The sequence below is a fragment of the Paenalcaligenes sp. genome, assembly GCF_030152715.1.
GTDB lineage: Bacteria > Pseudomonadota > Gammaproteobacteria > Burkholderiales > Burkholderiaceae_B > Paenalcaligenes > Paenalcaligenes hermetiae.
In genome coordinates this window covers 1-19,903 of the sequence record NZ_JASLIX010000038.1, presented here as the reverse complement: position 1 = coordinate 19,903, position 19,903 = coordinate 1, and the positions used below count along the sequence as shown (strand labels likewise).

Genomic DNA, 19,903 nt, shown 5'->3' with positions numbered 1-19,903 from the left:
GTCGAGAACGAGGGTGTAGAGGGTGTGATTTTAGGCCGGAGTATCTACGAAGGCACCTTGGACTTCGCCGAGGCGCAAACCTTTGCTGACGAGTACGAAGCATGAAATCTGAACCATCTTGCCGTATTATCCCCTGCCTTGACGTCACCGCCGGTCGTGTCGTAAAAGGCGTTAACTTTGTTGACTTAGTTGATGCAGGGGATCCTGTAGAAATCGCCCGTCGTTATGATGAGCAAGGCGCAGATGAACTTACCTTGCTCGATATTACGGCGACCACCGAGAACCGCGACACCATTCTTCCTGTCATAGCCGAAGTCGCCAAACAAATCACTATCCCGCTGACCGTGGGTGGTGGGATCCGAGAGATCGAAGACATTCAACGCATCATCGATGCCGGCGCACATCGCGTTTCTATCAACAGCGCCGCCATTACAAACCCTGACTTGATTCGCGTTGCTAGCGAACAGTTTGGCAAAGAGCGCATTATCGTTGCTATCGATGCCCGCCAAACGGCAACAGACCCACAAAAATGGGAAATTTATACCCATGGTGGCCATCGCGCCACTGGTCTGGATGCCATCGAGTGGGCACAACGCGTAGAAGCGCTAGGGGCCGGCCAGCTGCTAGTGACTAGCATGGATAAAGACGGCACAAAAACCGGCTTTGATCTCGATCTAACTCGTGCTATTGCCGAAGCGGTCAACATCCCCGTGATTGCCTCTGGTGGCGTAGGAAACCTACAGCACCTCGCCGATGGCGTTCTTCAGGGCAAAGCCGACGCGGTGCTTGCAGCCAGTATTTTTCACTTTGGCGAGCACACTATTGCTGAAGCCAAAGCGTTTCTGCGTGATCAAGGCATTACGGTGCAATGAGTATGTCTTGGTTAGATCAAGTTAACTTTGATAGCAATGGCCTGATACCGGCCATTGCTCAAGACCACCTAAGCGGACGCATTTTAATGGTTGCGTGGATGAATGCCGAAGCGCTAGCCGAAACCGTTGCTACGCAACGTGCCGTGTACTGGTCACGCTCGCGCCAGCGCCTATGGCGCAAAGGCGAAGAATCCGGTCACCACCAGTCAGTACGCTCGATTCGCTTAGACTGTGACGCTGATGTTATTTTACTTACCGTAGAACAGCACGGTGACATTGCCTGTCACACAGGACGGCATAGCTGCTTTTTTCAGCGTCTTAACACCAACGGGGACACCCCTAAATGGGAAATCACCGACCCCGTTTTAAAAGACCCAAAGTCCATTTACTCATGAACGCCGATCTTATATTTGCTGAACTCGCTGCTGTGCTGAAATCACGCTTGCCCTCTGCCGGTGGTGATCCTGATAGCTCCTATGTGGCTAAACTTTATGCCAAAGGTCCCGATGCATTTTTAAAAAAAATCGGCGAGGAAGCCACTGAACTAGTGATGGCAGCTAAAGACCAAAACCGCGAAGCAATCATTGCGGAAACGGCCGACCTTTGGTTTCATAGTTTAGTCGCATTAAACTACTACAATATCGAACCTAACGATATTATGGCTGAGCTAGCGCGTCGCCAAGGCATTTCCGGTCTAGTGGAAAAAGCCAATCGCAAAGACGCCTAACTATGGCACAATAGCTAACAAACGGATTTAATGGAAAAGGGCTTTGCCCTGTAGTACACATGAGTCAAAACTGCTTATTTTGCAAAATTATTGAAGGCAGCATTCCGTCAACGAAGGTTTACGAAGACGATGAGTTTCTTGCCTTTAAAGACATTAACCCGGTCGCTCCGGTGCATATTCTGCTGATTCCTAAACACCATATCGTATCCATGCAGCATGTCACCCCCGACGATGCCTCCTGGCTCGGCAAAATGATGGCTCTGGTGCCTAAGATCGCCGCCGAAAGTGGCTGTAGGCCAGGACCAGAAGGCGGTTACCGTCTCGTCATTAATAGCGGGCAAGACGGCGGTCAAGAAATCGATCACTTACACTTACATATCATTGGCGGCCCACGCCCTTGGAAAAACACGGCAACTGCGGTTGCATAACGGAGGCCCAACATGGGTAGTTTTAGTATTTGGCATTGGTTAGTTGTATTGGTCATCGTTGCCTTGGTTTTTGGGACCAAAAAACTGCGTAACATTGGTGAGGACCTAGGTGGCGCGGTCAAAGGGTTCAAAAAAGGCATTAAAGAAGCCCAAGAGGACGATCTTCCACCTAAGCAAGTTCCCGATCAGAGCACCGTAGACGTTCACGCCACAGAAAAACAAGACGTCTCTAAACACTAACGCGGCGCATGTGGCCCTATGTTTGACATTAGCTTTAGTGAACTTTTACTCATCGGCGTGGTGGCGCTAGTGGTTCTTGGACCCGAGCGCCTGCCACGGGTCGCCCGTACGGTTGGGCATATGTTTGGGCGTGCCCAGCGTTACATGAACGAGGTCAAAAGCGACATTCAACGCGAAATCGATTTAGACGAGATCAACTCCATTAAAAAACAAATGGAGGAAGCCTCGACCTCTATTAAGCAATCCGTGAATCAGTTCAGTAACCAAATCAAAGACCCCCTCGAAGAGGCACGTAAAGCTGTCAACGAATTAGGACAAGATACAGAGCAAGTGGGGGAAAGCCTTATCAAGGATACCAAGATCACCTCGGATCCCGCGCCCACTTCTCCCGCTTCTGATGATCGCCCTGGTGATAAAAAAGAATGACTACCCCCACTAACGATACGTTCATCTCCCATTTGGTTGAGCTACGCAGCCGCCTTTTAAAAGCGGTAGTCAGCGTGCTGGCCGTATTCATCCTTTTGTTTTTATTTCCTGGGCCATCGGTCATTTATGATTTTTTAGCGCAACCGATGCTCGCGTCGTTACCCCAAGACACGCGTATGATTGCCACAGGCGTGATCACCCCATTTATGGTGCCTGTCAAAGTCACGCTGCTTACTTCATTTATTATCGCCCTGCCTATTGTGCTGTATCAGGCCTGGGCATTTATTGCCCCGGGTTTATACACACACGAAAAACGCCTGGCTCTGCCCCTGATTTTTTCTAGCACACTGCTCTTCATTTTGGGGATGGCTTTCTGTTATTTTGTGGTGTTTAAAACCGTTTTTCATTTCATCGCGTCCTTTGCTCCCGACTCCATCACACCCGCGCCAGATATCGAAGCCTACTTAAACTTCGTGATGACGATGTTTATTGCTTTTGGGATCACCTTTGAAGTGCCGATTGCGGTGGTGCTACTGGTTAAAACTGGCCTAACCTCTGTCAAAAAACTACGCGAAATCCGTGGCTATGTGATTGTGGGTGCTTTTGTCATCGCTGCTGTGGTTACCCCGCCCGATGTAATCAGCCAGTTTCTCTTAGCTGGACCACTATGCTTGTTATACGAGGTCGGTATTATTTTTGCCAACCTAATCAAGCAGCCTCTCAAAACAGAAGCTGATATCGAGGCAGAATCCTAGCTTGTCTCATATAAAAAGGGCATAAAGCCCTTTTTACCTTTGCTCTAGCCATGCTTTTACCCGCGACCAAAATCCCAAGCTCGGGTCAATCACCTGCTGGTGGCTCAATGGCTCTTCCCAATACCACAGCTGATCACCGGTCTCGATAGCACGCTGGGTAAATTCCCGCGCATAGCTTACAGGAACACGCTCATCCAAAAAGCCATGAATCAACAATATAGGGCAACCTAGAGGTAATTGCGCAATAGGCGAAGCAGCTAAAAACAAAGAACTGTTTTTTTCAGGGGATGTTTTAAAAAACGCTTGGGCAGCTGCTTCTCCTAACTTGTCATGATACGCACGGACCACATCAGTCACTGGTGCCAACGCCACTACGGCCTCCACTTGAGACGCCGTTAGCAAAGCCAGCTGCCCCCCTACCGAATGCCCAATACTCAGCAAACGCTTAGGAAGCTGAAGTTGTTGAGCATGCTGTTTAACCTGCTGCAACGCCAGGGAAACGTCATCCCGAATCACAGGCCATTCCCCACCGCAATCCGCGCGTCGATATTCTATATTCGCTACTGCCCAACCGGTGGCTCGTAAATCTTGTGCCAAAGGTAGCATCAAGCTCAAGTCATGCTGCTGACGCCAAAACCCACCATGAATCAAAGCAATCACACCTTTGACCTTTACTTCAGTCTTGGGCATAAACCATTGAATAAATTGGGACTTATCTGCCCCATACGTTAGAATCTCCATATTTACCACCTTTTATTTCTCCTATTAATATGGCCAGTATAAACACTTCGCAATTAGTTCAATGGCTCGACAACTATCTACAAGCCTCGCGCTTTAAGGACTACTGCCCGAATGGGCTGCAAGTCGAAGGCACGCCAACCGTTCAACATATTGTGACCGGTGTGACAGCCTCTCAGGCGCTACTAGAAGCGGCGGTTGAACGCGGCGCGGACACCGTTTTAGTACATCATGGTTGGTTTTGGAAAAACGAAGATGCTCGTATTCGGGGCATGAAAAAAAAGCGCTTAGCTTTTGCGCTGGAACACGACCTAAACCTTATTGCTTATCATTTACCTTTAGACGCCCATCCCGAGGTCGGCAATAACACCCAACTCGCGTTACAGCTTGGTTTACAACAGGATAAGGATGAAGATGGGCAACCTATAGGGATTGGTCCTAGCGGCCTTATTCAATTAGGTTATTTAGAAACCCCCGATACCCTAGAAAATGTTGCTAAAAAGCTTTGTCAACAATTGCAACGAAGCCCTTTAGTTGTTGGGAATCCACAACAGATTATCCAGCGCGTCGCTTGGTGTACGGGTGGTGCCCAAGGATTTATGACCGAAGCCATTGACGCCGGCGTTGATTTATATATCAGTGGCGAAGCCTCGGAACCCACCTATCATTACGCTTTAGAAAGCAATACGGCTTATATTGGTGCCGGTCACCATGCAACAGAACGCTATGGCGTAAAAGCACTGGGCGACAAAGTTGCCGCCCAGTTTGGTGTCAAAGTGGAGTTTATCGACATCAACAACCCCATTTAACGCGGAATAAAGCCCGTAAATCAGGGCTTTAAGGTACAATTAGCGCGATTCACTCATTAAGCATTTTTGTTTTTGAGAGCATCGCGAATTTCTCGCAATAGCACCACATCTTCGGGTGTGGGTGCTGGCTCAGCCGGAGCCGCAGCTTCCTCGCGGTGGGCGGCTTGGCGCATACGGTTAATCATCTTAACCATTAAAAAGACCACAAAAGCCAACAAAATAAAGTTGATCAAAATGGTCAAAAAGTTGCCCCAAGCAAACACTACTGCCCCTGCTGCATTAAGCTCCTCGAGTGTATACGCACCGCTGTAGCCTTCAGGAACACGTAATACGGTGAACTGATTTGCAAAATCGACTTCTCCCCCAAGGATAAAGCTGATAATCGGCATAATGACATCCTTCACCAGGGAATCGATGATTTTGCCAAACGCGCCACCAATAATTACCCCTACCGCGAGATCAATCATATTGCCTTTAACAGCAAAATCGCGGAACTCTTTTAAAAAACCTGTGGTTTTACTCATATAAACCTCTTAATGACATCACAGAAAATTTGCTAACGCTATAATATATAGCTGCAATGAAAATACCCAGACCAAGTCCGTAAATTGTGCAAAGCCCAACGTGGGCAGAAATAAGGATACTAGAATGAGTCAAATTACGACACAGCCCAACGAAAACGGAGCGGAAGAAACTTCCATTCTCCCGTCCGACCCTTCGCGTCGTTTTTGGGTCACTACCGCCTGTGCGGTCGGTGGTGTCGCCGGTGTGGCTACCGCAGTCCCTTTTGTGGGCTCGTTTGCTCCCTCGGCCAAAGCTCGCGCTGCAGGCGCACCCGTAGAAGTCGATATTTCTACACTCGCTCCAGGCGAAATGCGCACCGTCGAATGGCGCGGTAATCCCATCTGGATTCTGCACCGTACCGAAGCCCAATTAGCCGCTTTGAAAACCAACGACACTGACTTGGCCGATCCTAACTCCGATCGCCCTGGCTTTACTCCGGAATACGCCAAAAACGAATTCCGCTCCCGTCGTCCCGAAATCTTTGTGTGTATTGGTATCTGCTCCCACTTGGGTTGCTCCCCTACACCACGCTTAGACGCAGGTGCTCAGCCGGGCGTACCCTCTAGCTGGACAGGTGGCTTCCTCTGCCCATGCCACGGCTCGACATTTGATCTCGCAGGTCGTGTCTTCAGCAACAAACCTGCTCCGGATAACCTTGAAATCCCTCCTTACGAATTCTCCGCCGATGGCACCCGTGTCATTATTGGTGTTGATGAGTTCAACAAGGCGTAAAAGGTCTCTACCGTCTTCATAATTCGATTAAAGGAGCCGTTTCATGGCTGGCGACAAAACTGTTGAAACGACAGGTCTGTTAGGGTGGATAGATAAGCGTTTCCCGCTGACATCCCTCTACAAAGACCATATGTCTGAATACTATGCGCCAAAGAATTTCAACTTTTGGTATTTCTTTGGTTCTTTGGCCCTACTTGTGCTTGTTATTCAGATCGTGTCAGGGATATTCCTTGTCATGAACTACAAACCCGATGCAGAGCTTGCATTTGCTTCGGTGGAATACATCATGCGCGAAGTCCCCGGCGGTTGGTTTATCCGCTATATGCACTCCACGGGCGCATCCATGTTCTTCGTGGTTGTGTATTTGCACATGCTGCGTGGGTTGTTTTATGGCTCATACCGTAAACCCCGCGAACTTGTATGGATCTTCGGTGTAGCGATTTTCCTTTGTTTAATGGCAGAGGCCTTCTTGGGTTACTTGCTCCCTTGGGGACAAATGTCCTACTGGGGTGCTCAGGTGATTGTGAACCTGTTCTCAGCCATTCCTTTTATTGGTCCTGAGCTTGCTATCTGGATCCGTGGTGACTATGTGGTCTCTGACGCCACCTTGAACCGCTTTTTCTCCTTGCACGTTATTGCCATTCCCTTGGTCTTGATTGGCCTAGTTGTGGCGCACTTAATTGCGCTTCACGAGGTTGGTTCCAACAACCCCGATGGCATCGAGATCAAAGAAGGTCCTAAAAACGAAAAAGGGATCCCCCTTGATGGTATTCCCTTCCATCCCTATTACACCGTGCATGATATTGTAGGTGTAGCGGGTTTCCTTATCGTATTTGCGGCCATTGTGTTCTTTGCCCCAGAAATGGGTGGGTATTTCTTGGAGTTCAACAACTTTATTCCGGCTGACCCCATGAAAACCCCTCCGCACATTGCTCCTGTGTGGTATTTCACCCCTTTCTACTCCATGTTACGTGCAACCACAGACGACTTCACTTGGCTGCTCGCCGGTGCATCAGTTTTGGCTGCGATTATTTTCTTCTTCAAAGGCTTACCCGGCAAAATGCGCGTCATCGTACCCGCTATCCTAATCGCCGTAGCCATTGCGCTTAAAGTCTTTGATGCGAAATTCTGGGGTGTGGTCGCCATGGGTGGTACGGTTGTGATCTTGTTTTTCCTACCTTGGTTGGATCACAGTCCAGTTAAATCCATTCGTTATCGTCCGACCTGGCATAAATTCCTATACGCCATCTTCATCGTAAACTTCTTGATGTTGGGCTATTTAGGCACACAGCCGCCTAGCGATTTATACAACCTGCTCAGCCAAGTTGGCACAGTGATTTACCTTGCCTTCTTCTTCCTGATGCCAGTTTGGAGCCGCCTAGGTACATTTAAGCCAGTTCCCGAGCGCGTTACCTTCCGCGCCCACTAAGGACCTTTTTCGACACGGAATGACCATGATTAAAAAAATCCTTGGCGCACTGGCCCTCACCTTATCCATCGGTGGCATAGCTCATGCCGCCGATGGCGAGTACCCCATTGAAAGCGCCCCTAACCGCATCACCGACCTTGCTGCTTTGCAAAACGGTGCTAAGCTATTTGTTAACTACTGTTTGAACTGTCACAGCGCCAATGCCATGCGCTATAACAAGCTCACAGACTTAGGTATTACCGAAGAGGAAATCAAAAAGAATCTACTTTTTACCTCTGATAAAGTCGGCGACACCATGTCTATTGCAATGCGTCCTGCTGACAGTAATAAATGGTTTGGTACCACACCCCCCGATTTATCCGTGATCGCACGTGCTAAATCGGCGAACTTAAGCCACAGCGGTACCGATTACATTTATACCTATTTGCGCACCTTTTATCGCGACACAGCGCGTCCTACCGGTTGGGATAACTTAGCCTTCCCAAGCGTGGGCATGCCACATGCAATGTGGGAGCTCCAAGGCCCCGTCAAAACCCAACGCGTTAAAGTTTCTCTAGAAAACGTGGACGGTAAAGAACAATGGGTACGTACTACCACCGACATTGACGAAAATGGTTTCCATACCGTCAATACAGAGGTACTAAACGGCTATTCGGGTCCCGCTACAGAAACCACCACCTTGACACCACTCGACCCCGAGCGTCAGGCACAGTTTGATAGCGATGTGGCTGACCTAAGTAACTTTTTAGGTTGGATGGCAGAGCCCGTACAGACGTTCCGTAAACAAATCGGTGTGGCTGTCATGTTATTCTTATTCTTGTTCTTCTTCGTCGCATGGCGCCTGAACAAAGAATACTGGAAAGACATCAAGTAAGACCATTAGGTCGCTATTCGTTGTGCGCGCCTGCTCTGTTTTAGAGCAGGCCGCCTTTTCTGTTTAAAGCTTAGGCTTTTTTGCTTTTTCACGACTGGAATCCACATACTATGATGGTACTCTACTCTGGAACCACTTGTCCTTTCTCTCAACGCTGTCGTTTTGTGTTGTTTGAAAAAGGCATGGACTTCGAGGTTCGCGATATCGACTTGTATAACAAGCCCGAAGATATTTCCGTGATGAACCCTTACGGCCAGGTACCTATTCTGGTCGAGCGTGAACTCATTTTGTACGAATCCAATATCATCAATGAATACATTGATGAGCGCTTCCCTCACCCACAGCTTATGCCTGCCGACCCAACCATGCGCGCACGCACTCGCTTATTCTTATTTAATTTTGAGCGCGAGCTGTTTTCCCAGGTCTCCATTCTTGAAGACCGTAACGAGGTAGACGCTAAAACTCAAGAGCAAGCTCGCCAAAAAATCCGCGACGGCTTAGCTCAAATTGCTCCTATCCTCACCAAAAACAAATACATGCTTGGTGAAGAGTTCTCTATGCTAGACGTGGCCATTGCACCTTTACTCTGGCGCTTGGATCACTACGGCATTGAGCTTCCTAAGTCCGCCGCACCGATCCAAAAATACGCTGAGCGTGTTTTCTCTCGCCCTGCTTTCATCGAAGCCTTAACCCCTTCCGAAAAAGTGATGCGTCGCTAATTATGTCTGAAACCTCCACTAAACCCTATTTGCTTCGCGCTTTACACGAGTGGTGTACAGATAACGGTTACACCCCTCATATTTTGGTAGAGGTCGACGAGAACACAGTTGTGCCTACCGCTCATGTAGAAGACGGTAAAATCACGCTCAACATCGGTTATTTGGCCACGAACCAACTGGTGATTGGTAACGAATATATCGAATTCCAAGCTCGCTTCAATGGGGTAACGGAAGACATATTTGTTCCCATCGGTACAGTCGCCGCCATCTTTGCCCGTGAGACCGGTGCAGGTATGGGTTTTGAGGTAACGCCATCAACCCCCTATCGTCCTGATGCGGCTTCAACATCAAAGACGGATGATGCTCCCAAAGACCCGCCCCCCTCGGCTCCTCGCGGTCATTTGCGCATCGTTAAATAATTTATCTTGCTTTTTAAAAAAAGCAACGATATAATTATGTTTTTAGCCGGCTTAGCTCAGTTGGTAGAGCAGCGCACTTGTAATGCGAAGGTCGAGGGTTCAACTCCTTTAGCCGGCACCAGAACACTAGCGGTTTTCCGCATAAAAAGGCTACCAGATCTGGTAGCCTTTTTTCTTTTGTTCCTCTGAAAGAATAGCTCCACAACCCTGCGCAGCGAAAAATAAGGTTACGGTTTACAATCTAAAGGTTTGATTGATGACTAATGCTAGTAACTAGCAGGAGACACCGGATGTTTTCCTCCCTGAAAAAATACGTATTCCTAATGGGTCTGGGCTTAGCGCTTATGGCTAACCTAGCTCATGCCCGCACTTTTACCTTTGCTTTGCCTATACCTGCCGAATCCCACTATGGAGCAGCGGCAAATGCGTTTAAAAGTACTTTAGAACGCTTATCCAACCACCGGCACACCGTCAGCATCAAACCCAATGGCATGTTAGGCAGTGAGCGCGAAGTACTGGAAGGGCTACAAATCGGCTCGGTAGACTTTGCGATTTCTTCTACAGGCCCTGTTGGTGGCTTTGTTCCAGAAACCTATGTCTTGGATCTCCCCTTTTTATTTCATGACTATGCGCATGCCCGCCAAGTCATGCAAGGTACTGTAGGCCAACAACTACTCCATGCTTTTACTGCACATGATATCCACGCCTTAGGCTGGGGAGAAAATGGCTTTAGGCACTTAACCAACTCGCGCAAGCCCGTTCATCACCCTGAAGACCTCAAAGGGCTGAAAATCCGGACTCAAGAAAACGATATCCATATCCAGTCTTTTAAAGCATTAAATGGTGCGCCCACACCTATGGCTTGGCATGAGGTATTTACCGCATTACAACAAGGCACCATTGATGGCCAAGAAAACCCCATGGCCGTTTTTGTGTCTACCGGCATTTGGGAGGTGCAAAAATACGCCACCCTATCAGGGCATTTTTACTCGCCTGCGGTCATTATGATGTCTAAACAACACTGGGATCGTCTTTCTGCAGAAGAGCAGTCGTGGGTCGAACAAGCCACCGCTGCGGCTATTGAAGCCAACTATGCTTTTGTGGATCAAAATGAAGCCGAAGGCATTGCTCAGCTTAAAGCCCATGGCATGGAGGTAGTCGAAACCATCGACAAAGCGGCTTTTGTCTCGGCAGTACAACCCGTCTACGACGCATTTATTAAAAAATACGGCACAACGCTTTTAGCGCCTATTCAAGCGCAACAGCCTTAAGCTCCACCCACCAATGCGTACTCGCCTTATTAATCTATGTGAACGCTTTACCGCTTTTACACAGGGAGTCTCTGCTCTTTTGCTGGTGTTGGCCACCCTATTGGTTTTCTATCAGGTCATCACACGCTTTTTACTGAACAACCCTGCCACATGGACCGAAGTCTTAGCACGTGCCGCCATGATCTGGATGGTATTTTTAGCTGCTGGTGCCGTTTTTAAGCAAGGCAGCATGATTACTTTAGATTTTTTTAGAGCGATCCTGCCTCCATCTGTACAAAACATCTTACTCGGCGTGGTAACGTTACTGTGCATCCTGTTTATCGCCGTGTTGATCTGGTATGGCTATCAAATGACAGGACGCGTCCATAAACAAACTGTAGCGCTCTTAGGTGTACCGATGTCATGGCTCTATGCTGCTATCCCTGTTGGTGCACTTTGCGCCATCCCAGGAATCATTTTGCATTACCTTAAGCCCGCCTCCTCACAAAACTCATGAATGCTGCGCTTTTTAGCACCTTAGTTATTTTATTTGTCTTATCGGTACCGGTTGCCGTCTCTATTGGGCTTGCCTCTGTATTCAGCATCCATTTTTTTAGCCACTTACCTTTGCTGGTCGTACCACAAAAAATGTTTGCGGGCTTAGACAGTTTTCCCTTACTGGCTATCCCCTTTTTTATTTTGGCTGGCAACCTCATGAGTCATGGGGGAGTCTCGTACCGTTTAGTCCATTTTGCTAAAAGCTTAGTAGGTAATGTTCAAGGTGGTTTAGCAAGCACCGCTATTATCACCTGTATGATTTTTGCGGCAATTTCAGGTTCCTCCGTTGCTACTACTTTTGCCGTAGGTGCTATTTTAATCCCCGCTATGGTCAAACAGGGTTATCCTGTGCCGATGGCGGCCACCATTCAGGCCACTTCGGCCGAACTCGGCGTGATTATCCCTCCCTCTGTACCGATGATTTTATATGCCGTCTCTACAGAAAACTCGGTACGACAGATGTTTATTGCTGGCATCGGCCCAGGCATACTGATCGCCATTTTCTTATTAATAATGGTACAGATTTGGTGTCGTCTGCAGGGCATTGGTAAACAAGACACTACTCCAGACCTCTCCTTTTGGCAAAGCAGCAAACAAGCCTTTTGGGCATTACTGTTACCCATTTTAGTCATCGGGGGGATTTACGGAGGGGTTTTTACGCCAACAGAAGCAGCGGCAGTTGCCGCCGTCTATGCGTTTTTTGTAGGCTGTTTTATTTATAAAGAACTCTCTTGGCACAAACTGGTTCACGTTTTAAAAGTCTCTGCCACTGCAACCAGTGCCATTATGCTCATCATTGCCGCAGCCAGCTTATTTTCTTTTTTGATCGGCTTATCCGGCATAGCTCAAGAAATCAGTGACTGGGCCAAACATACTTTTGAGCATAAGTGGTCTTTTTTACTCTTTACCAACGCCTTATTGTTTGTAGTGGGCATGTTCATTGAAACCTCTGCCGCTATTCTTGTTCTGGCTCCTTTACTGGCTCCTATTGCGGTGAGCTATGGAGTTGACCCTATCCATTTTGGCATCATTATCATTGTGAATTTAGCCATGGGGATGATTACGCCCCCATTGGGTGTGAATCTATTTGCCGCTGCCACCATTGCGCAAATACATGTGACCCGTATGTTTAAACCTTTGATCATCCCGGTATTCACACTCCTGCTTGCTTTACTGTGTATTACCTATATTCCCGAAATCAGTCTCTATTTACGAGATCTTATCGTTACACCAATGTCTTTTTGACGAATTTTTGACGTTTTCTTCAAATAAGATTGATGCGCTGCTCGCTAATATGCCCCTATCCGCCTTTATCTGGGTGCCATTTTTTAGCGTGCAGACTATGTATTCACAACTTTTTTTCTTTTGTCTTAGCAGCTTGGCTTTATTAAGTCTAAGTCGTCTTGGGCTGTGTTTATGGCAGTATGAACGCGTGCAAGCCGTAAACGGCTGGGTGCCTATTTTATGGGGTGGGTTACGCATAGACCTACATCTTATCGCTGCTTTAACCGCTATTCCTTGGCTATTTGCCCCTTGGCTTGATGATGCCGCCGCCGCACATCGCGTGCTTGCTCTTTATCTCAGCTTAGGCGGTATGCTTATTGTTCTTCTCGAGATATCCACACCCCAATTTATTTTGGAATATGACACTCGTCCCAATCGACTTTATGTGGATTATTTAAAACATCCTAAAGAGGTGTTTGGCATGCTTTGGAAGGGTTATAAAGGCATTGTTCTAGGGGGATCACTGCTTTGGCTTGTTATCAGTGCGGCTAATTTTTACGCCTTAACGGTGGTTGCGACGCCTCTTACTGCCTTACATTGGCCAAGTGCATTAGGCTGTAGCTTACTGAGTGCCATCGTCCTGTTTGGCTTAATTCGAGGTACATGGCGTCACCGTCCAATTAACCCATCAACCGTGGCTTTTTGTGGCGATGCCATGGTGAACACGCTGGCTTTAAATAGTTTATATAGCGTGCTCTACGCAATCTATAGTATTAAAAATGAGCGCTCTGCAGAGCAGGCTTATGGAAAAATGCCTGCAGATCAAATGATTCACATCATCAGAAAACAGGCCGGTATAGAACAACCTGCCTCACACCCCCTATTACCCACATTACACTCTTCTTCTCCAGCCCAGTCTCACACTCAGCCCAAAAATATCGTTCTCATTGTTGAGGAAAGTTTAGGCGCTCAATATATCGGTAACTTGGGCGGATCCGGACTCACTCCTTGGATCGACTATTTAAGCCAAGAGGCTTGGAATTTTACGCGTGCTTATGCAACAGGAACGCGTTCAGTACGTGGGTTAGAGGCGATTAGTGCGGGGTTTCCGCCAACCCTATCTGATGCTGCCGTGCGCTTGTCCGGAGCGCAGTCGCGCTTTTTTACACTGGCTCAACTACTGAACCAGCAAGGCTATGTGTCTCGGTTTATTTATGGAGGCGAAGCCCATTTTGATAATATGAAAAGCTTTTTTCTGGGTAATGGTTTTACCGAGTTACATGATCAAGCCACGTTCAAAAACCCTGCTTTTACTGGCACATGGGGGGTCAGCGATGAAGACATGTTTAACCGCCTTCATACGCTTTTAAGTCAACAAAAACCCACCGACCCACCTAGCTTAAATTTGGCTTTTTCGGTAAGCAATCACTCACCTTGGGAGTACCCGGAGGGCAGAATCACTCCTATCGGTGAGCCCGCCTCGGTAGAAAACACCGTGCGCTATGCAGATTGGGCGCTAGGACAGTTTTTTGCGCAAGCCCGCCAAAGCGACTATTGGGATAACACGTTATTTTTAGTGGTAGCTGACCATGATGCTCGAGTAGGCGGCAAAAGCTTAGTCCCCTTACAGCATTTTCATATTCCGGCCATGATTTTAGGCGGCGGCATCACCCCACGACGTGATGATCGACTCATTAGCCAGATTGACTTGCCTGTTACCTTGCTGTCTTTGGCGGGTATCCAAGCCGATCATCCGATGATTGGTCATGATCTTACCCAACCTCATGCGGGTGGGCGCGCAATGATGCAATACGGAGAAAACTACGGCTATCTAAAAGACAACTGTCTCACTGTGCTGGAGCCCCTACGCGAACCCAGCCAATGGCTGTATCAAGCCCCCCATACGTATCAGCCTTATCCCTTAGATCCTGAGTTACTCCAAGAAGCGTTAGCACATGCGCTCTGGCCTCATTGGGCTTATCAGAACGGGGCACATAGCCTTCCTGAGCTGATAAAAACAACAACGCTTACGCCTGCGGTGGATCCAAACGATAACCCCGCCCATGTATCGTTTTAATCATGGCACTACCAAACGCATCCTGTAACTGCTTACGCAATAGGTACACATGGGTACGCAGTGTTTGTGCCTCTACTTCTTTTTCTGCCCACAAAAGCTGGCTGAGCTGATCATAACTCACCATTTTGGGGTAGGATTGCACTAGAAAATGTAATATATCCGCCGACCGCCCTGTTAACGTGATGCTTTTACCACCAACGTGACACGATAGCGTATCCGGCGCATACTGCAACACGCCTGCTACCAACACACGGGAAGGTGTTGTGTGACGACGATGTAAAGCCTGTATACGCAGCGCTAATTCTCGCAAATGAAAAGGTTTTACCAAGTAGTCATCGGCCCCTTCCTCAAAAGCTTCGGCTTTATCCTCGATCTGGTCTTTGGCGGTCATCATGATAATGGGCGTGCTACTGCCCAAATCCTGACGAATACGTTGGCACAAGCCAAAGCCCGACACCCCAGGCAGCATCACATCCAAAACAATCACATCGTACGTATTTGTCGCCAACAAATGCAAAGCCACCAGACCATCATGTGCAAAGTCTAAAATATATGCTTCACTATCAAAAAACTCCGCCAAATTCGCGCTTAAATCCGCATTATCCTCAACAATGAGCAAACGAATTGGGTTGGCCATGTTCCGTCCTTTATTTTTACAGTCTACTAAGTGTAATGGATAAGTCTTCTTTTTCTCAGTACAAAAGCCAAGGCGGGGTAAAGCGCGTGTTTCGCGCTTTCGGTTATTCGCTCAAAGGCCTAAAAGCCGCGCTAAAAAACGAAGCCGCTTTCCGGCAAGAGTGCGCTCTTGCGGTCATTTTACTACCCGCAGCATTTTGGTTGGGACGCTCCGCTACAGAGATTTTTCTCTTGATAACCAGCGTGGTGCTCGTTCTCATCGTTGAGCTGATCAACAGTGCCATTGAGGCTCTGGCCGACACAATCAGTACCGCTCACCACCCCCTACTCGGACAAGCTAAAGATCTAGGCAGTGCTGCGGTATTACTTTGCCTAGTACTAGCAGGGGGCTGGTGGGGTTACATCTGTGTGGATCGTTTTCTGTTATAACCAATACAAGCACCTTGGGGCCTACGTGCCCTTGTCTCTTTTTATCGTGCCAATGTGTTATGCCATCCAGCCCAACCCCTACCGCTCAAGCAGCAATACAACAAAATAGTCAGGCTATTTTGCATTTTTTACAGCAATACCCCCCTTTTAATCAAATGGAAATGGGGCATTTGCTCATGCTCATCGAAATGGCATGGTTACGTTTCTATGCCAAGGGGGACTTTATTACCGGCCCCAATAACGAGGCCGAGCAATACTGGTTTTTAATTCGCCAAGGGCTTGTACGTGGTGAACGCCCCAACCCCAAACTGCCTGATAATGTAGAGCGATTTTTATTAACTGTGGGCGATCAATTCCCTATTGCTGCAATTTTAAGCCAACGCTCGACTCGCACCTCTTATACGGCTCATGAAGACTGCTTTTGTTTGGTTTTAAAAGCCTCTGATTTTGTAAAGCTACTGCGTGTATCAGAGCCCTTACGCTCTTATGCTATCCAAGGGGTCAGTAGTTTATTTGCGGAATTACAGCAACAAGTGCAAGCACGCGCTTCGGCGCACCTAGGCGCCGACTATTCCATCCATGATGACTTACGTCACTTAGTCGTTCGTCGTCCGATTAGCTGCGATGCCCAACAGCCGTTGCAAGCCGTTTTACAACAAATGCAGCAACATCAAATCGGTAGCATGGTCATCGTCGATGATGCCCAAAAGCCAATTGGGATTTTTACCTTACGGGATTTACGGCGCGTTTTAGCAGAAGACCCGCAGAACTTATATGTTCCCATTGCCCAACTAATGATTCCTGATCCTTTAACACTGTCCCCTGATGCGAGCGCCTTTGATGCGGCGTTGCTCATGGCACAACAGCACATAGGGCATGTTTGCTTAGTCGAAAATGGCAAACTGGTCGGGGTGGTTTCGGAACGCGACCTATTTTCTTTGCAACGAGTGGATTTAGTCCATTTATCTCGGGCTCTACGCCATGCCCCCTCGATTCGTCATTTACAACAATTGCGTACGGATATTCACCACTTGGTCGATAGTATGCTGGCCCATGGTGCGGATGCCATCCAAATCACGCAAGTGATCACACAGCTAAACGATCACACCACCGCACGCATCATCGAACTGGTTCTACGACAAAGCGGCGACCCCGGTATCCCTTTTAATTGGTTGGTGTTTGGGAGCCAAGCGCGTGGTGAGCAAGCCTTAAGATCCGATCAAGACAACGGTATCCTATTTATTGCTGACAACCCCGCACAAGCGGAACAGTATAGACAACGCTTACTGCCTATTGCCCAAGCCATTAACGAAGCCCTAGATAGTTGTGGTCTCGAGCTATGTAAAGGCAACATCATGGCCGGGAACCCCAAACTATGCTTATCCTTAAACGAATGGCAAGCGCGCTTTGATGAAATCATTCGCACTCCTGACCCCAAACATTTATTACAAGCCTCTGTTTTTTTTGATATCCGCTGTATTTGGGGCGAAGACTTAGGCTTTGAACGCTTACACCAAACCATTATTCAGCAAGCACAACATAACCATCGTTTTTTACGTCGTTTAGCACAAGCCGCCCTTAACTACCCCAGCGCCCCTAGCCAACTACGTCGTTGGATTGCTAAAACAGTAGGATCAGCCAGTGGCGCACGCTTAGAGCTCAAACGCCATGGGCTGGGGCCTTTTGTAGACGCAGCTCGGGTCCTAGCCTTATCCGCTTTTATTCCAGAGGCTTCCACTACAGATCGCCTAGAACGCTTAGCGCAAAAGGGTATTATTAGCGCTAAAGATGCCGAGGTCTGGAAAGATGCCTATCGTTATTTACAGCTTCTGCGCTTACAGCTGCATCAGCGCCAAGAAAAGAACCAGCAGCCTTTAACCAATATCTTGCAATTAGACGCTTTAAACCAGTTGCATCGCCGTATGCTCCGCGAATCATTACGCCAAGTCCGATACATTCAAACGTTTATTACGTATCGCTATAGGATTTAAATCATGCGCTATGGTTGGTGGCAAAAACTCAAAAACTACTATATCGCCAAACGTTCTCAACAAACCGGCACACATCCTGATCGTATGGCGCAGCACCTTGTGGAGCAAGCACCACCTGTTATTCCTTCTGATCAGCCCCTGCATACACCGGTGATGGTCTTTGACTTAGAAACCACAGGGCTCAATACCCGTACCGATACCGTTTTATCAATTGGTGCAGTGAAAATTCAACCCGAAGGCATCCCTTTGGGTGCTGGTTTTTATCAAGTATTAGATATTGCGGTAGATCTTCAAGGAGAAAGCCAGCTCATCCATGGGCTCACCCAGAAAGACTTGGCTCAAGGCTGCGATCCTCGTCAGGCGCTTTTGGATTTTTTTCTTTACGCCCAAGACCATATATGGCTGGCTTTTCATGCTGAATTTGATCGACGTATGTTAAAAAATGCAGCGCTCCAACACTTAGGGCTAATTGTAGACCCACAACCCTTGGATATCGCACAAATTGCCCCTTTGCTGTTCCCCGAGCATGACCACGCTCACGCAGGGCTAGATCACTGGCTAGAAGTCTTTCATCTACCCATGTTAGCAAGACACAATGCGCTGGCGGACGCCCTAGCAGCAGCTGAATTGCTTATGATTCTTATTCACCGTGCACAAGAGCAAGGTTTTCAAAGCTGGGGGGAAATCCAGACCGCTTGCTCTAAACAGCGTCAGCTCAAGCGGTTGCTTGGCACCTAAAGCAAAAGCACCATCATGGTGCTTTTGTTAATACTTTATTATTCTTCGATCAAGACCCAGTCTTTATTTTGTACTTCGACCAGTGCGCGTGCACGCTCGTCATGACCAAAGTGATCGGTAGGAGATAGATTGAATACCCCATGCGTACCGACGACCTCTTTCACATTTTCTAAAGCATCACGTAATGCCACACGGAAATCTTCCGTACCAGGTTTAGCGGTCTCCAAGGCAACTGGTACTGCTGCTTTTAATAACTGCCCAGCATCGTATAAATAAGCCCCAAACGGAGAAAGCGCTTCATCACCAAAAGCCGCACTGTAGGCTTTGGCATACTCTTCTGCTACCGCCTTAGATGGATGACTATCGGGAAGCTTATCCCAAACCACCACCGGACCAATAGGCAGAATCGCGCCGTTTAATGCTTGATCACCAATACGTAAAAAGGCCTGATTCGCTACTCCATGCGTATGATAGATCAAGCCTTTAAAGCCCATGCGGCGTAACTCGGTATGCGGTAAGGCCGCTGGTGTGCCGGTCGCCCCGACTAGTACGGCATCGGGTTTGCTGCTAATGACCTTCAAAACCTGCCCGCCAACGGAAGCATCAGTACGACTAAAACGCTCATCACTGGTTAGGCTAATGCCAGCCTCTTCACCGAGTTCTGTTAACGCTTTTTTCCAGTCATCGCCCCATACATCCGCAAAACCGATATAACCCAGCTTTTTGACGCCATTTTTCTTCATGTGTTCAATCAATGCCCCAGCCATCAAGCTATTCGTTTGGGGCACCGTAAACACCCAGTGAAACGCATCGCCGGTGGCCGCAAAAGGCGCCAAGGCAATCTGCGGGGTTTTAGACTCTACGGCAATCGGAGCCACTGCTGCAGAGGGCGGTACGGCGGTTGAGCCAATAATGACATCTACCTTGTTTTCATTCACAAATTTGCGCGCATTACGTGCAGCTGCTGTCGTATCGGTCGCATCATCCAAGACGATATAATTGACCTTTTCCCCCCCAATTTCCTTGGGAAGTAATTGCACGGTATTACGCTCAGGGATACCTAGCGATGCCGCGGGACCCGTGGTTGAAATCGTAATACCTACATTAATATCTGCCAGCGCCATACCGCTAAATAGCAAGCCACAGGCTAAAAAAGCCACTGTTTTTTTCATAAAAGTCTCCTAACTCATAACCAGTTTTAAATGAATTTATTGCGCTTTTTCTGCGCTGGGTTTGCGCCCCAAATAGGATTCAATGACCTTAGGGTT

Annotated in this window: 24 protein-coding genes, 1 tRNA gene and 1 pseudogene; 22 read left to right on the top strand and 4 right to left on the bottom strand. The window is 48.1% G+C overall.

The genetic code is table 11. The annotated features are described in order from the left end of the window. The 8 genes and pseudogenes from Q1V74_RS03010 to tatC form a co-directional block, all read left to right on the top strand. A pseudogene (locus Q1V74_RS03010) lies at nt 1-105 on the top strand (1-(5-phosphoribosyl)-5-((5-phosphoribosylamino)methylideneamino)imidazole-4-carboxamide isomerase); the annotation flags it as partial. After that, nucleotides 102-872 carry an imidazole glycerol phosphate synthase subunit HisF gene (gene hisF / locus Q1V74_RS03005; protein WP_260650842.1) on the top strand — a complete coding sequence of 257 codons (771 nt, stop codon included), beginning with the start codon at nt 102-104 and terminating at the stop codon, nt 870-872. The pseudogene Q1V74_RS03010 and the gene hisF, both read left to right, overlap by 4 nt. Beyond that, a complete protein-coding gene (hisI, locus tag Q1V74_RS03000; RefSeq protein WP_260650843.1) occupies nt 869-1,267 on the top strand; it encodes a phosphoribosyl-AMP cyclohydrolase in 399 nt (132 codons plus the stop codon). Before hisF ends, hisI begins: the two co-directional genes overlap by 4 nt. Further along, on the top strand, nt 1,264-1,599 hold the full coding sequence (locus tag Q1V74_RS02995; RefSeq protein WP_300647002.1) for a phosphoribosyl-ATP diphosphatase: 336 nt from the start codon (nt 1,264-1,266) through the stop codon (nt 1,597-1,599). Before hisI ends, Q1V74_RS02995 begins: the two co-directional genes overlap by 4 nt. Nucleotides 1,600-1,658: 59 nt before the next feature. Then, nucleotides 1,659-2,027 carry a histidine triad nucleotide-binding protein gene (locus Q1V74_RS02990; RefSeq protein ID WP_260650846.1) on the top strand — a complete coding sequence of 123 codons (369 nt, stop codon included), beginning with the start codon at nt 1,659-1,661 and terminating at the stop codon, nt 2,025-2,027. Between the two features lie 12 nt (nt 2,028-2,039). After that, on the top strand, nt 2,040-2,267 hold the full coding sequence (gene tatA / locus Q1V74_RS02985) for a Sec-independent protein translocase subunit TatA (protein ID WP_260650847.1): 228 nt from the start codon (nt 2,040-2,042) through the stop codon (nt 2,265-2,267). An 18-nt stretch (nt 2,268-2,285) separates the two neighbouring features. Further along, on the top strand, nt 2,286-2,693 hold the full coding sequence (tatB, locus tag Q1V74_RS02980) for a Sec-independent protein translocase protein TatB (RefSeq protein WP_260650848.1): 408 nt from the start codon (nt 2,286-2,288) through the stop codon (nt 2,691-2,693). Beyond that, a complete protein-coding gene (gene tatC, locus Q1V74_RS02975) occupies nt 2,690-3,448 on the top strand; it encodes a twin-arginine translocase subunit TatC (protein WP_300647001.1) in 759 nt (252 codons plus the stop codon). Before tatB ends, tatC begins: the two co-directional genes overlap by 4 nt. A 33-nt stretch (nt 3,449-3,481) precedes the next feature. On the opposite strand, the gene Q1V74_RS02970 is transcribed toward tatC, so the two are convergent. Further along, the gene (locus Q1V74_RS02970; protein ID WP_300647000.1) at nt 3,482-4,189 is read right to left on the bottom strand and encodes an alpha/beta hydrolase; all 708 of its coding nucleotides are present in this window, start codon (nt 4,187-4,189) and stop codon (nt 3,482-3,484) included. 29 nt (nt 4,190-4,218) lie between these two features. Here Q1V74_RS02970 and Q1V74_RS02965 point away from each other — a divergent pair, with 29 nt between their 5' ends. Continuing rightward, the gene (locus Q1V74_RS02965; RefSeq protein WP_300646999.1) at nt 4,219-4,995 is read left to right on the top strand and encodes a Nif3-like dinuclear metal center hexameric protein; all 777 of its coding nucleotides are present in this window, start codon (nt 4,219-4,221) and stop codon (nt 4,993-4,995) included. Between the two features lie 56 nt (nt 4,996-5,051). On the opposite strand, the gene mscL is transcribed toward Q1V74_RS02965, so the two are convergent. Next, on the bottom strand, nt 5,052-5,519 hold the full coding sequence (gene mscL / locus Q1V74_RS02960; RefSeq protein WP_300646998.1) for a large conductance mechanosensitive channel protein MscL: 468 nt from the start codon (nt 5,517-5,519) through the stop codon (nt 5,052-5,054). A 124-nt stretch (nt 5,520-5,643) separates the two neighbouring features. On the opposite strand from mscL, the gene petA reads away from it, so the two are divergent. The 10 genes from petA to Q1V74_RS02910 all read left to right on the top strand — a co-directional run bounded on the left by petA (nt 5,644) and on the right by Q1V74_RS02910 (nt 14,841). Continuing rightward, nucleotides 5,644-6,291, top strand: a complete 648-nt coding sequence (gene petA / locus Q1V74_RS02955) for a ubiquinol-cytochrome c reductase iron-sulfur subunit (RefSeq protein ID WP_300646997.1) — start codon at nt 5,644-5,646, stop codon at nt 6,289-6,291. A 43-nt stretch (nt 6,292-6,334) separates the two neighbouring features. Further along, nucleotides 6,335-7,720, top strand: coding sequence for a cytochrome bc complex cytochrome b subunit (locus Q1V74_RS02950; RefSeq protein WP_260650854.1), 1,386 nt, complete (start codon nt 6,335-6,337; stop codon nt 7,718-7,720). Nucleotides 7,721-7,739: 19 nt separating this feature from the next. After that, nucleotides 7,740-8,594, top strand: a complete 855-nt coding sequence (locus Q1V74_RS02945) for a cytochrome c1 (RefSeq protein WP_300646996.1) — start codon at nt 7,740-7,742, stop codon at nt 8,592-8,594. Nucleotides 8,595-8,704: 110 nt separating this feature from the next. Further along, nucleotides 8,705-9,313 (top strand): glutathione S-transferase N-terminal domain-containing protein, encoded by a 609-nt coding sequence (locus Q1V74_RS02940; RefSeq protein ID WP_260650856.1) that lies wholly within the window; start codon nt 8,705-8,707, stop codon nt 9,311-9,313. Nucleotides 9,314-9,315: 2 nt separating this feature from the next. Next, entirely contained in the window at nt 9,316-9,732 is a 417-nt protein-coding gene (locus tag Q1V74_RS02935; RefSeq protein WP_260650858.1) for a ClpXP protease specificity-enhancing factor, read from the top strand. 45 nt (nt 9,733-9,777) lie between these two features. Beyond that, nucleotides 9,778-9,853, top strand: a tRNA-Thr gene (locus tag Q1V74_RS02930). A 169-nt stretch (nt 9,854-10,022) separates the two neighbouring features. Continuing rightward, entirely contained in the window at nt 10,023-11,003 is a 981-nt protein-coding gene (locus tag Q1V74_RS02925; RefSeq protein WP_300646995.1) for a TRAP transporter substrate-binding protein, read from the top strand. A 13-nt stretch (nt 11,004-11,016) separates the two neighbouring features. Next, nucleotides 11,017-11,499, top strand: a complete 483-nt coding sequence (locus tag Q1V74_RS02920; RefSeq protein WP_300646994.1) for a TRAP transporter small permease — start codon at nt 11,017-11,019, stop codon at nt 11,497-11,499. After that, nucleotides 11,496-12,785, top strand: a complete 1,290-nt coding sequence (locus tag Q1V74_RS02915) for a TRAP transporter large permease (protein WP_300646993.1) — start codon at nt 11,496-11,498, stop codon at nt 12,783-12,785. Before Q1V74_RS02920 ends, Q1V74_RS02915 begins: the two co-directional genes overlap by 4 nt. A 97-nt stretch (nt 12,786-12,882) precedes the next feature. Then, a complete protein-coding gene (locus Q1V74_RS02910) occupies nt 12,883-14,841 on the top strand; it encodes an LTA synthase family protein (RefSeq protein WP_300646992.1) in 1,959 nt (652 codons plus the stop codon). Here the strand turns inward: Q1V74_RS02910 and Q1V74_RS02905 are convergent. Further along, on the bottom strand, nt 14,792-15,478 hold the full coding sequence (locus Q1V74_RS02905) for a response regulator transcription factor (RefSeq protein ID WP_300646991.1): 687 nt from the start codon (nt 15,476-15,478) through the stop codon (nt 14,792-14,794). The two genes, Q1V74_RS02910 and Q1V74_RS02905, sit on opposite strands and share 50 nt — an antisense overlap. Before the next feature lie 35 nt (nt 15,479-15,513). Between Q1V74_RS02905 and Q1V74_RS02900 the strand changes: the two genes are divergently transcribed. From Q1V74_RS02900 to Q1V74_RS02890, 3 genes are read left to right on the top strand one after another with little or no spacing between them, the layout of a single operon-like run. Next, nucleotides 15,514-15,906, top strand: coding sequence for a diacylglycerol kinase (locus tag Q1V74_RS02900; RefSeq protein WP_300646990.1), 393 nt, complete (start codon nt 15,514-15,516; stop codon nt 15,904-15,906). Between the two features lie 59 nt (nt 15,907-15,965). Then, nucleotides 15,966-17,897 carry a DUF294 nucleotidyltransferase-like domain-containing protein gene (locus Q1V74_RS02895; RefSeq protein WP_300646989.1) on the top strand — a complete coding sequence of 644 codons (1,932 nt, stop codon included), beginning with the start codon at nt 15,966-15,968 and terminating at the stop codon, nt 17,895-17,897. Nucleotides 17,898-17,900: 3 nt separating this feature from the next. After that, entirely contained in the window at nt 17,901-18,635 is a 735-nt protein-coding gene (locus Q1V74_RS02890; RefSeq protein WP_300646988.1) for a 3'-5' exonuclease, read from the top strand. Nucleotides 18,636-18,673: 38 nt separating this feature from the next. Here Q1V74_RS02890 and Q1V74_RS02885 read toward each other — a convergent pair whose 3' ends face one another. Beyond that, nucleotides 18,674-19,807, bottom strand: coding sequence for an ABC transporter substrate-binding protein (locus Q1V74_RS02885; protein ID WP_300646987.1), 1,134 nt, complete (start codon nt 19,805-19,807; stop codon nt 18,674-18,676). Nucleotides 19,808-19,903 lie beyond the last annotated feature (96 nt).

Coding starts and splice junctions, on each gene's coding strand:
- hisF (WP_260650842.1), top strand. CDS start 102: ATGAAATCTGAACCATCTTGCCGTATTATCCCCTGCCTTGACGTCACC.
- hisI (WP_260650843.1), top strand. CDS start 869: ATGAGTATGTCTTGGTTAGATCAAGTTAACTTTGATAGCAATGGCCTG.
- Q1V74_RS02995 (WP_300647002.1), top strand. CDS start 1,264: ATGAACGCCGATCTTATATTTGCTGAACTCGCTGCTGTGCTGAAATCA.
- Q1V74_RS02990 (WP_260650846.1), top strand. CDS start 1,659: ATGAGTCAAAACTGCTTATTTTGCAAAATTATTGAAGGCAGCATTCCG.
- tatA (WP_260650847.1), top strand. CDS start 2,040: ATGGGTAGTTTTAGTATTTGGCATTGGTTAGTTGTATTGGTCATCGTT.
- tatB (WP_260650848.1), top strand. CDS start 2,286: ATGTTTGACATTAGCTTTAGTGAACTTTTACTCATCGGCGTGGTGGCG.
- tatC (WP_300647001.1), top strand. CDS start 2,690: ATGACTACCCCCACTAACGATACGTTCATCTCCCATTTGGTTGAGCTA.
- Q1V74_RS02970 (WP_300647000.1), bottom strand. CDS start 4,189: ATGGAGATTCTAACGTATGGGGCAGATAAGTCCCAATTTATTCAATGG.
- Q1V74_RS02965 (WP_300646999.1), top strand. CDS start 4,219: ATGGCCAGTATAAACACTTCGCAATTAGTTCAATGGCTCGACAACTAT.
- mscL (WP_300646998.1), bottom strand. CDS start 5,519: ATGAGTAAAACCACAGGTTTTTTAAAAGAGTTCCGCGATTTTGCTGTT.
- petA (WP_300646997.1), top strand. CDS start 5,644: ATGAGTCAAATTACGACACAGCCCAACGAAAACGGAGCGGAAGAAACT.
- Q1V74_RS02950 (WP_260650854.1), top strand. CDS start 6,335: ATGGCTGGCGACAAAACTGTTGAAACGACAGGTCTGTTAGGGTGGATA.
- Q1V74_RS02945 (WP_300646996.1), top strand. CDS start 7,740: ATGACCATGATTAAAAAAATCCTTGGCGCACTGGCCCTCACCTTATCC.
- Q1V74_RS02940 (WP_260650856.1), top strand. CDS start 8,705: ATGATGGTACTCTACTCTGGAACCACTTGTCCTTTCTCTCAACGCTGT.
- Q1V74_RS02935 (WP_260650858.1), top strand. CDS start 9,316: ATGTCTGAAACCTCCACTAAACCCTATTTGCTTCGCGCTTTACACGAG.
- Q1V74_RS02925 (WP_300646995.1), top strand. CDS start 10,023: ATGTTTTCCTCCCTGAAAAAATACGTATTCCTAATGGGTCTGGGCTTA.
- Q1V74_RS02920 (WP_300646994.1), top strand. CDS start 11,017: ATGCGTACTCGCCTTATTAATCTATGTGAACGCTTTACCGCTTTTACA.
- Q1V74_RS02915 (WP_300646993.1), top strand. CDS start 11,496: ATGAATGCTGCGCTTTTTAGCACCTTAGTTATTTTATTTGTCTTATCG.
- Q1V74_RS02910 (WP_300646992.1), top strand. CDS start 12,883: ATGTATTCACAACTTTTTTTCTTTTGTCTTAGCAGCTTGGCTTTATTA.
- Q1V74_RS02905 (WP_300646991.1), bottom strand. CDS start 15,478: ATGGCCAACCCAATTCGTTTGCTCATTGTTGAGGATAATGCGGATTTA.
- Q1V74_RS02900 (WP_300646990.1), top strand. CDS start 15,514: ATGGATAAGTCTTCTTTTTCTCAGTACAAAAGCCAAGGCGGGGTAAAG.
- Q1V74_RS02895 (WP_300646989.1), top strand. CDS start 15,966: ATGCCATCCAGCCCAACCCCTACCGCTCAAGCAGCAATACAACAAAAT.
- Q1V74_RS02890 (WP_300646988.1), top strand. CDS start 17,901: ATGCGCTATGGTTGGTGGCAAAAACTCAAAAACTACTATATCGCCAAA.
- Q1V74_RS02885 (WP_300646987.1), bottom strand. CDS start 19,807: ATGAAAAAAACAGTGGCTTTTTTAGCCTGTGGCTTGCTATTTAGCGGT.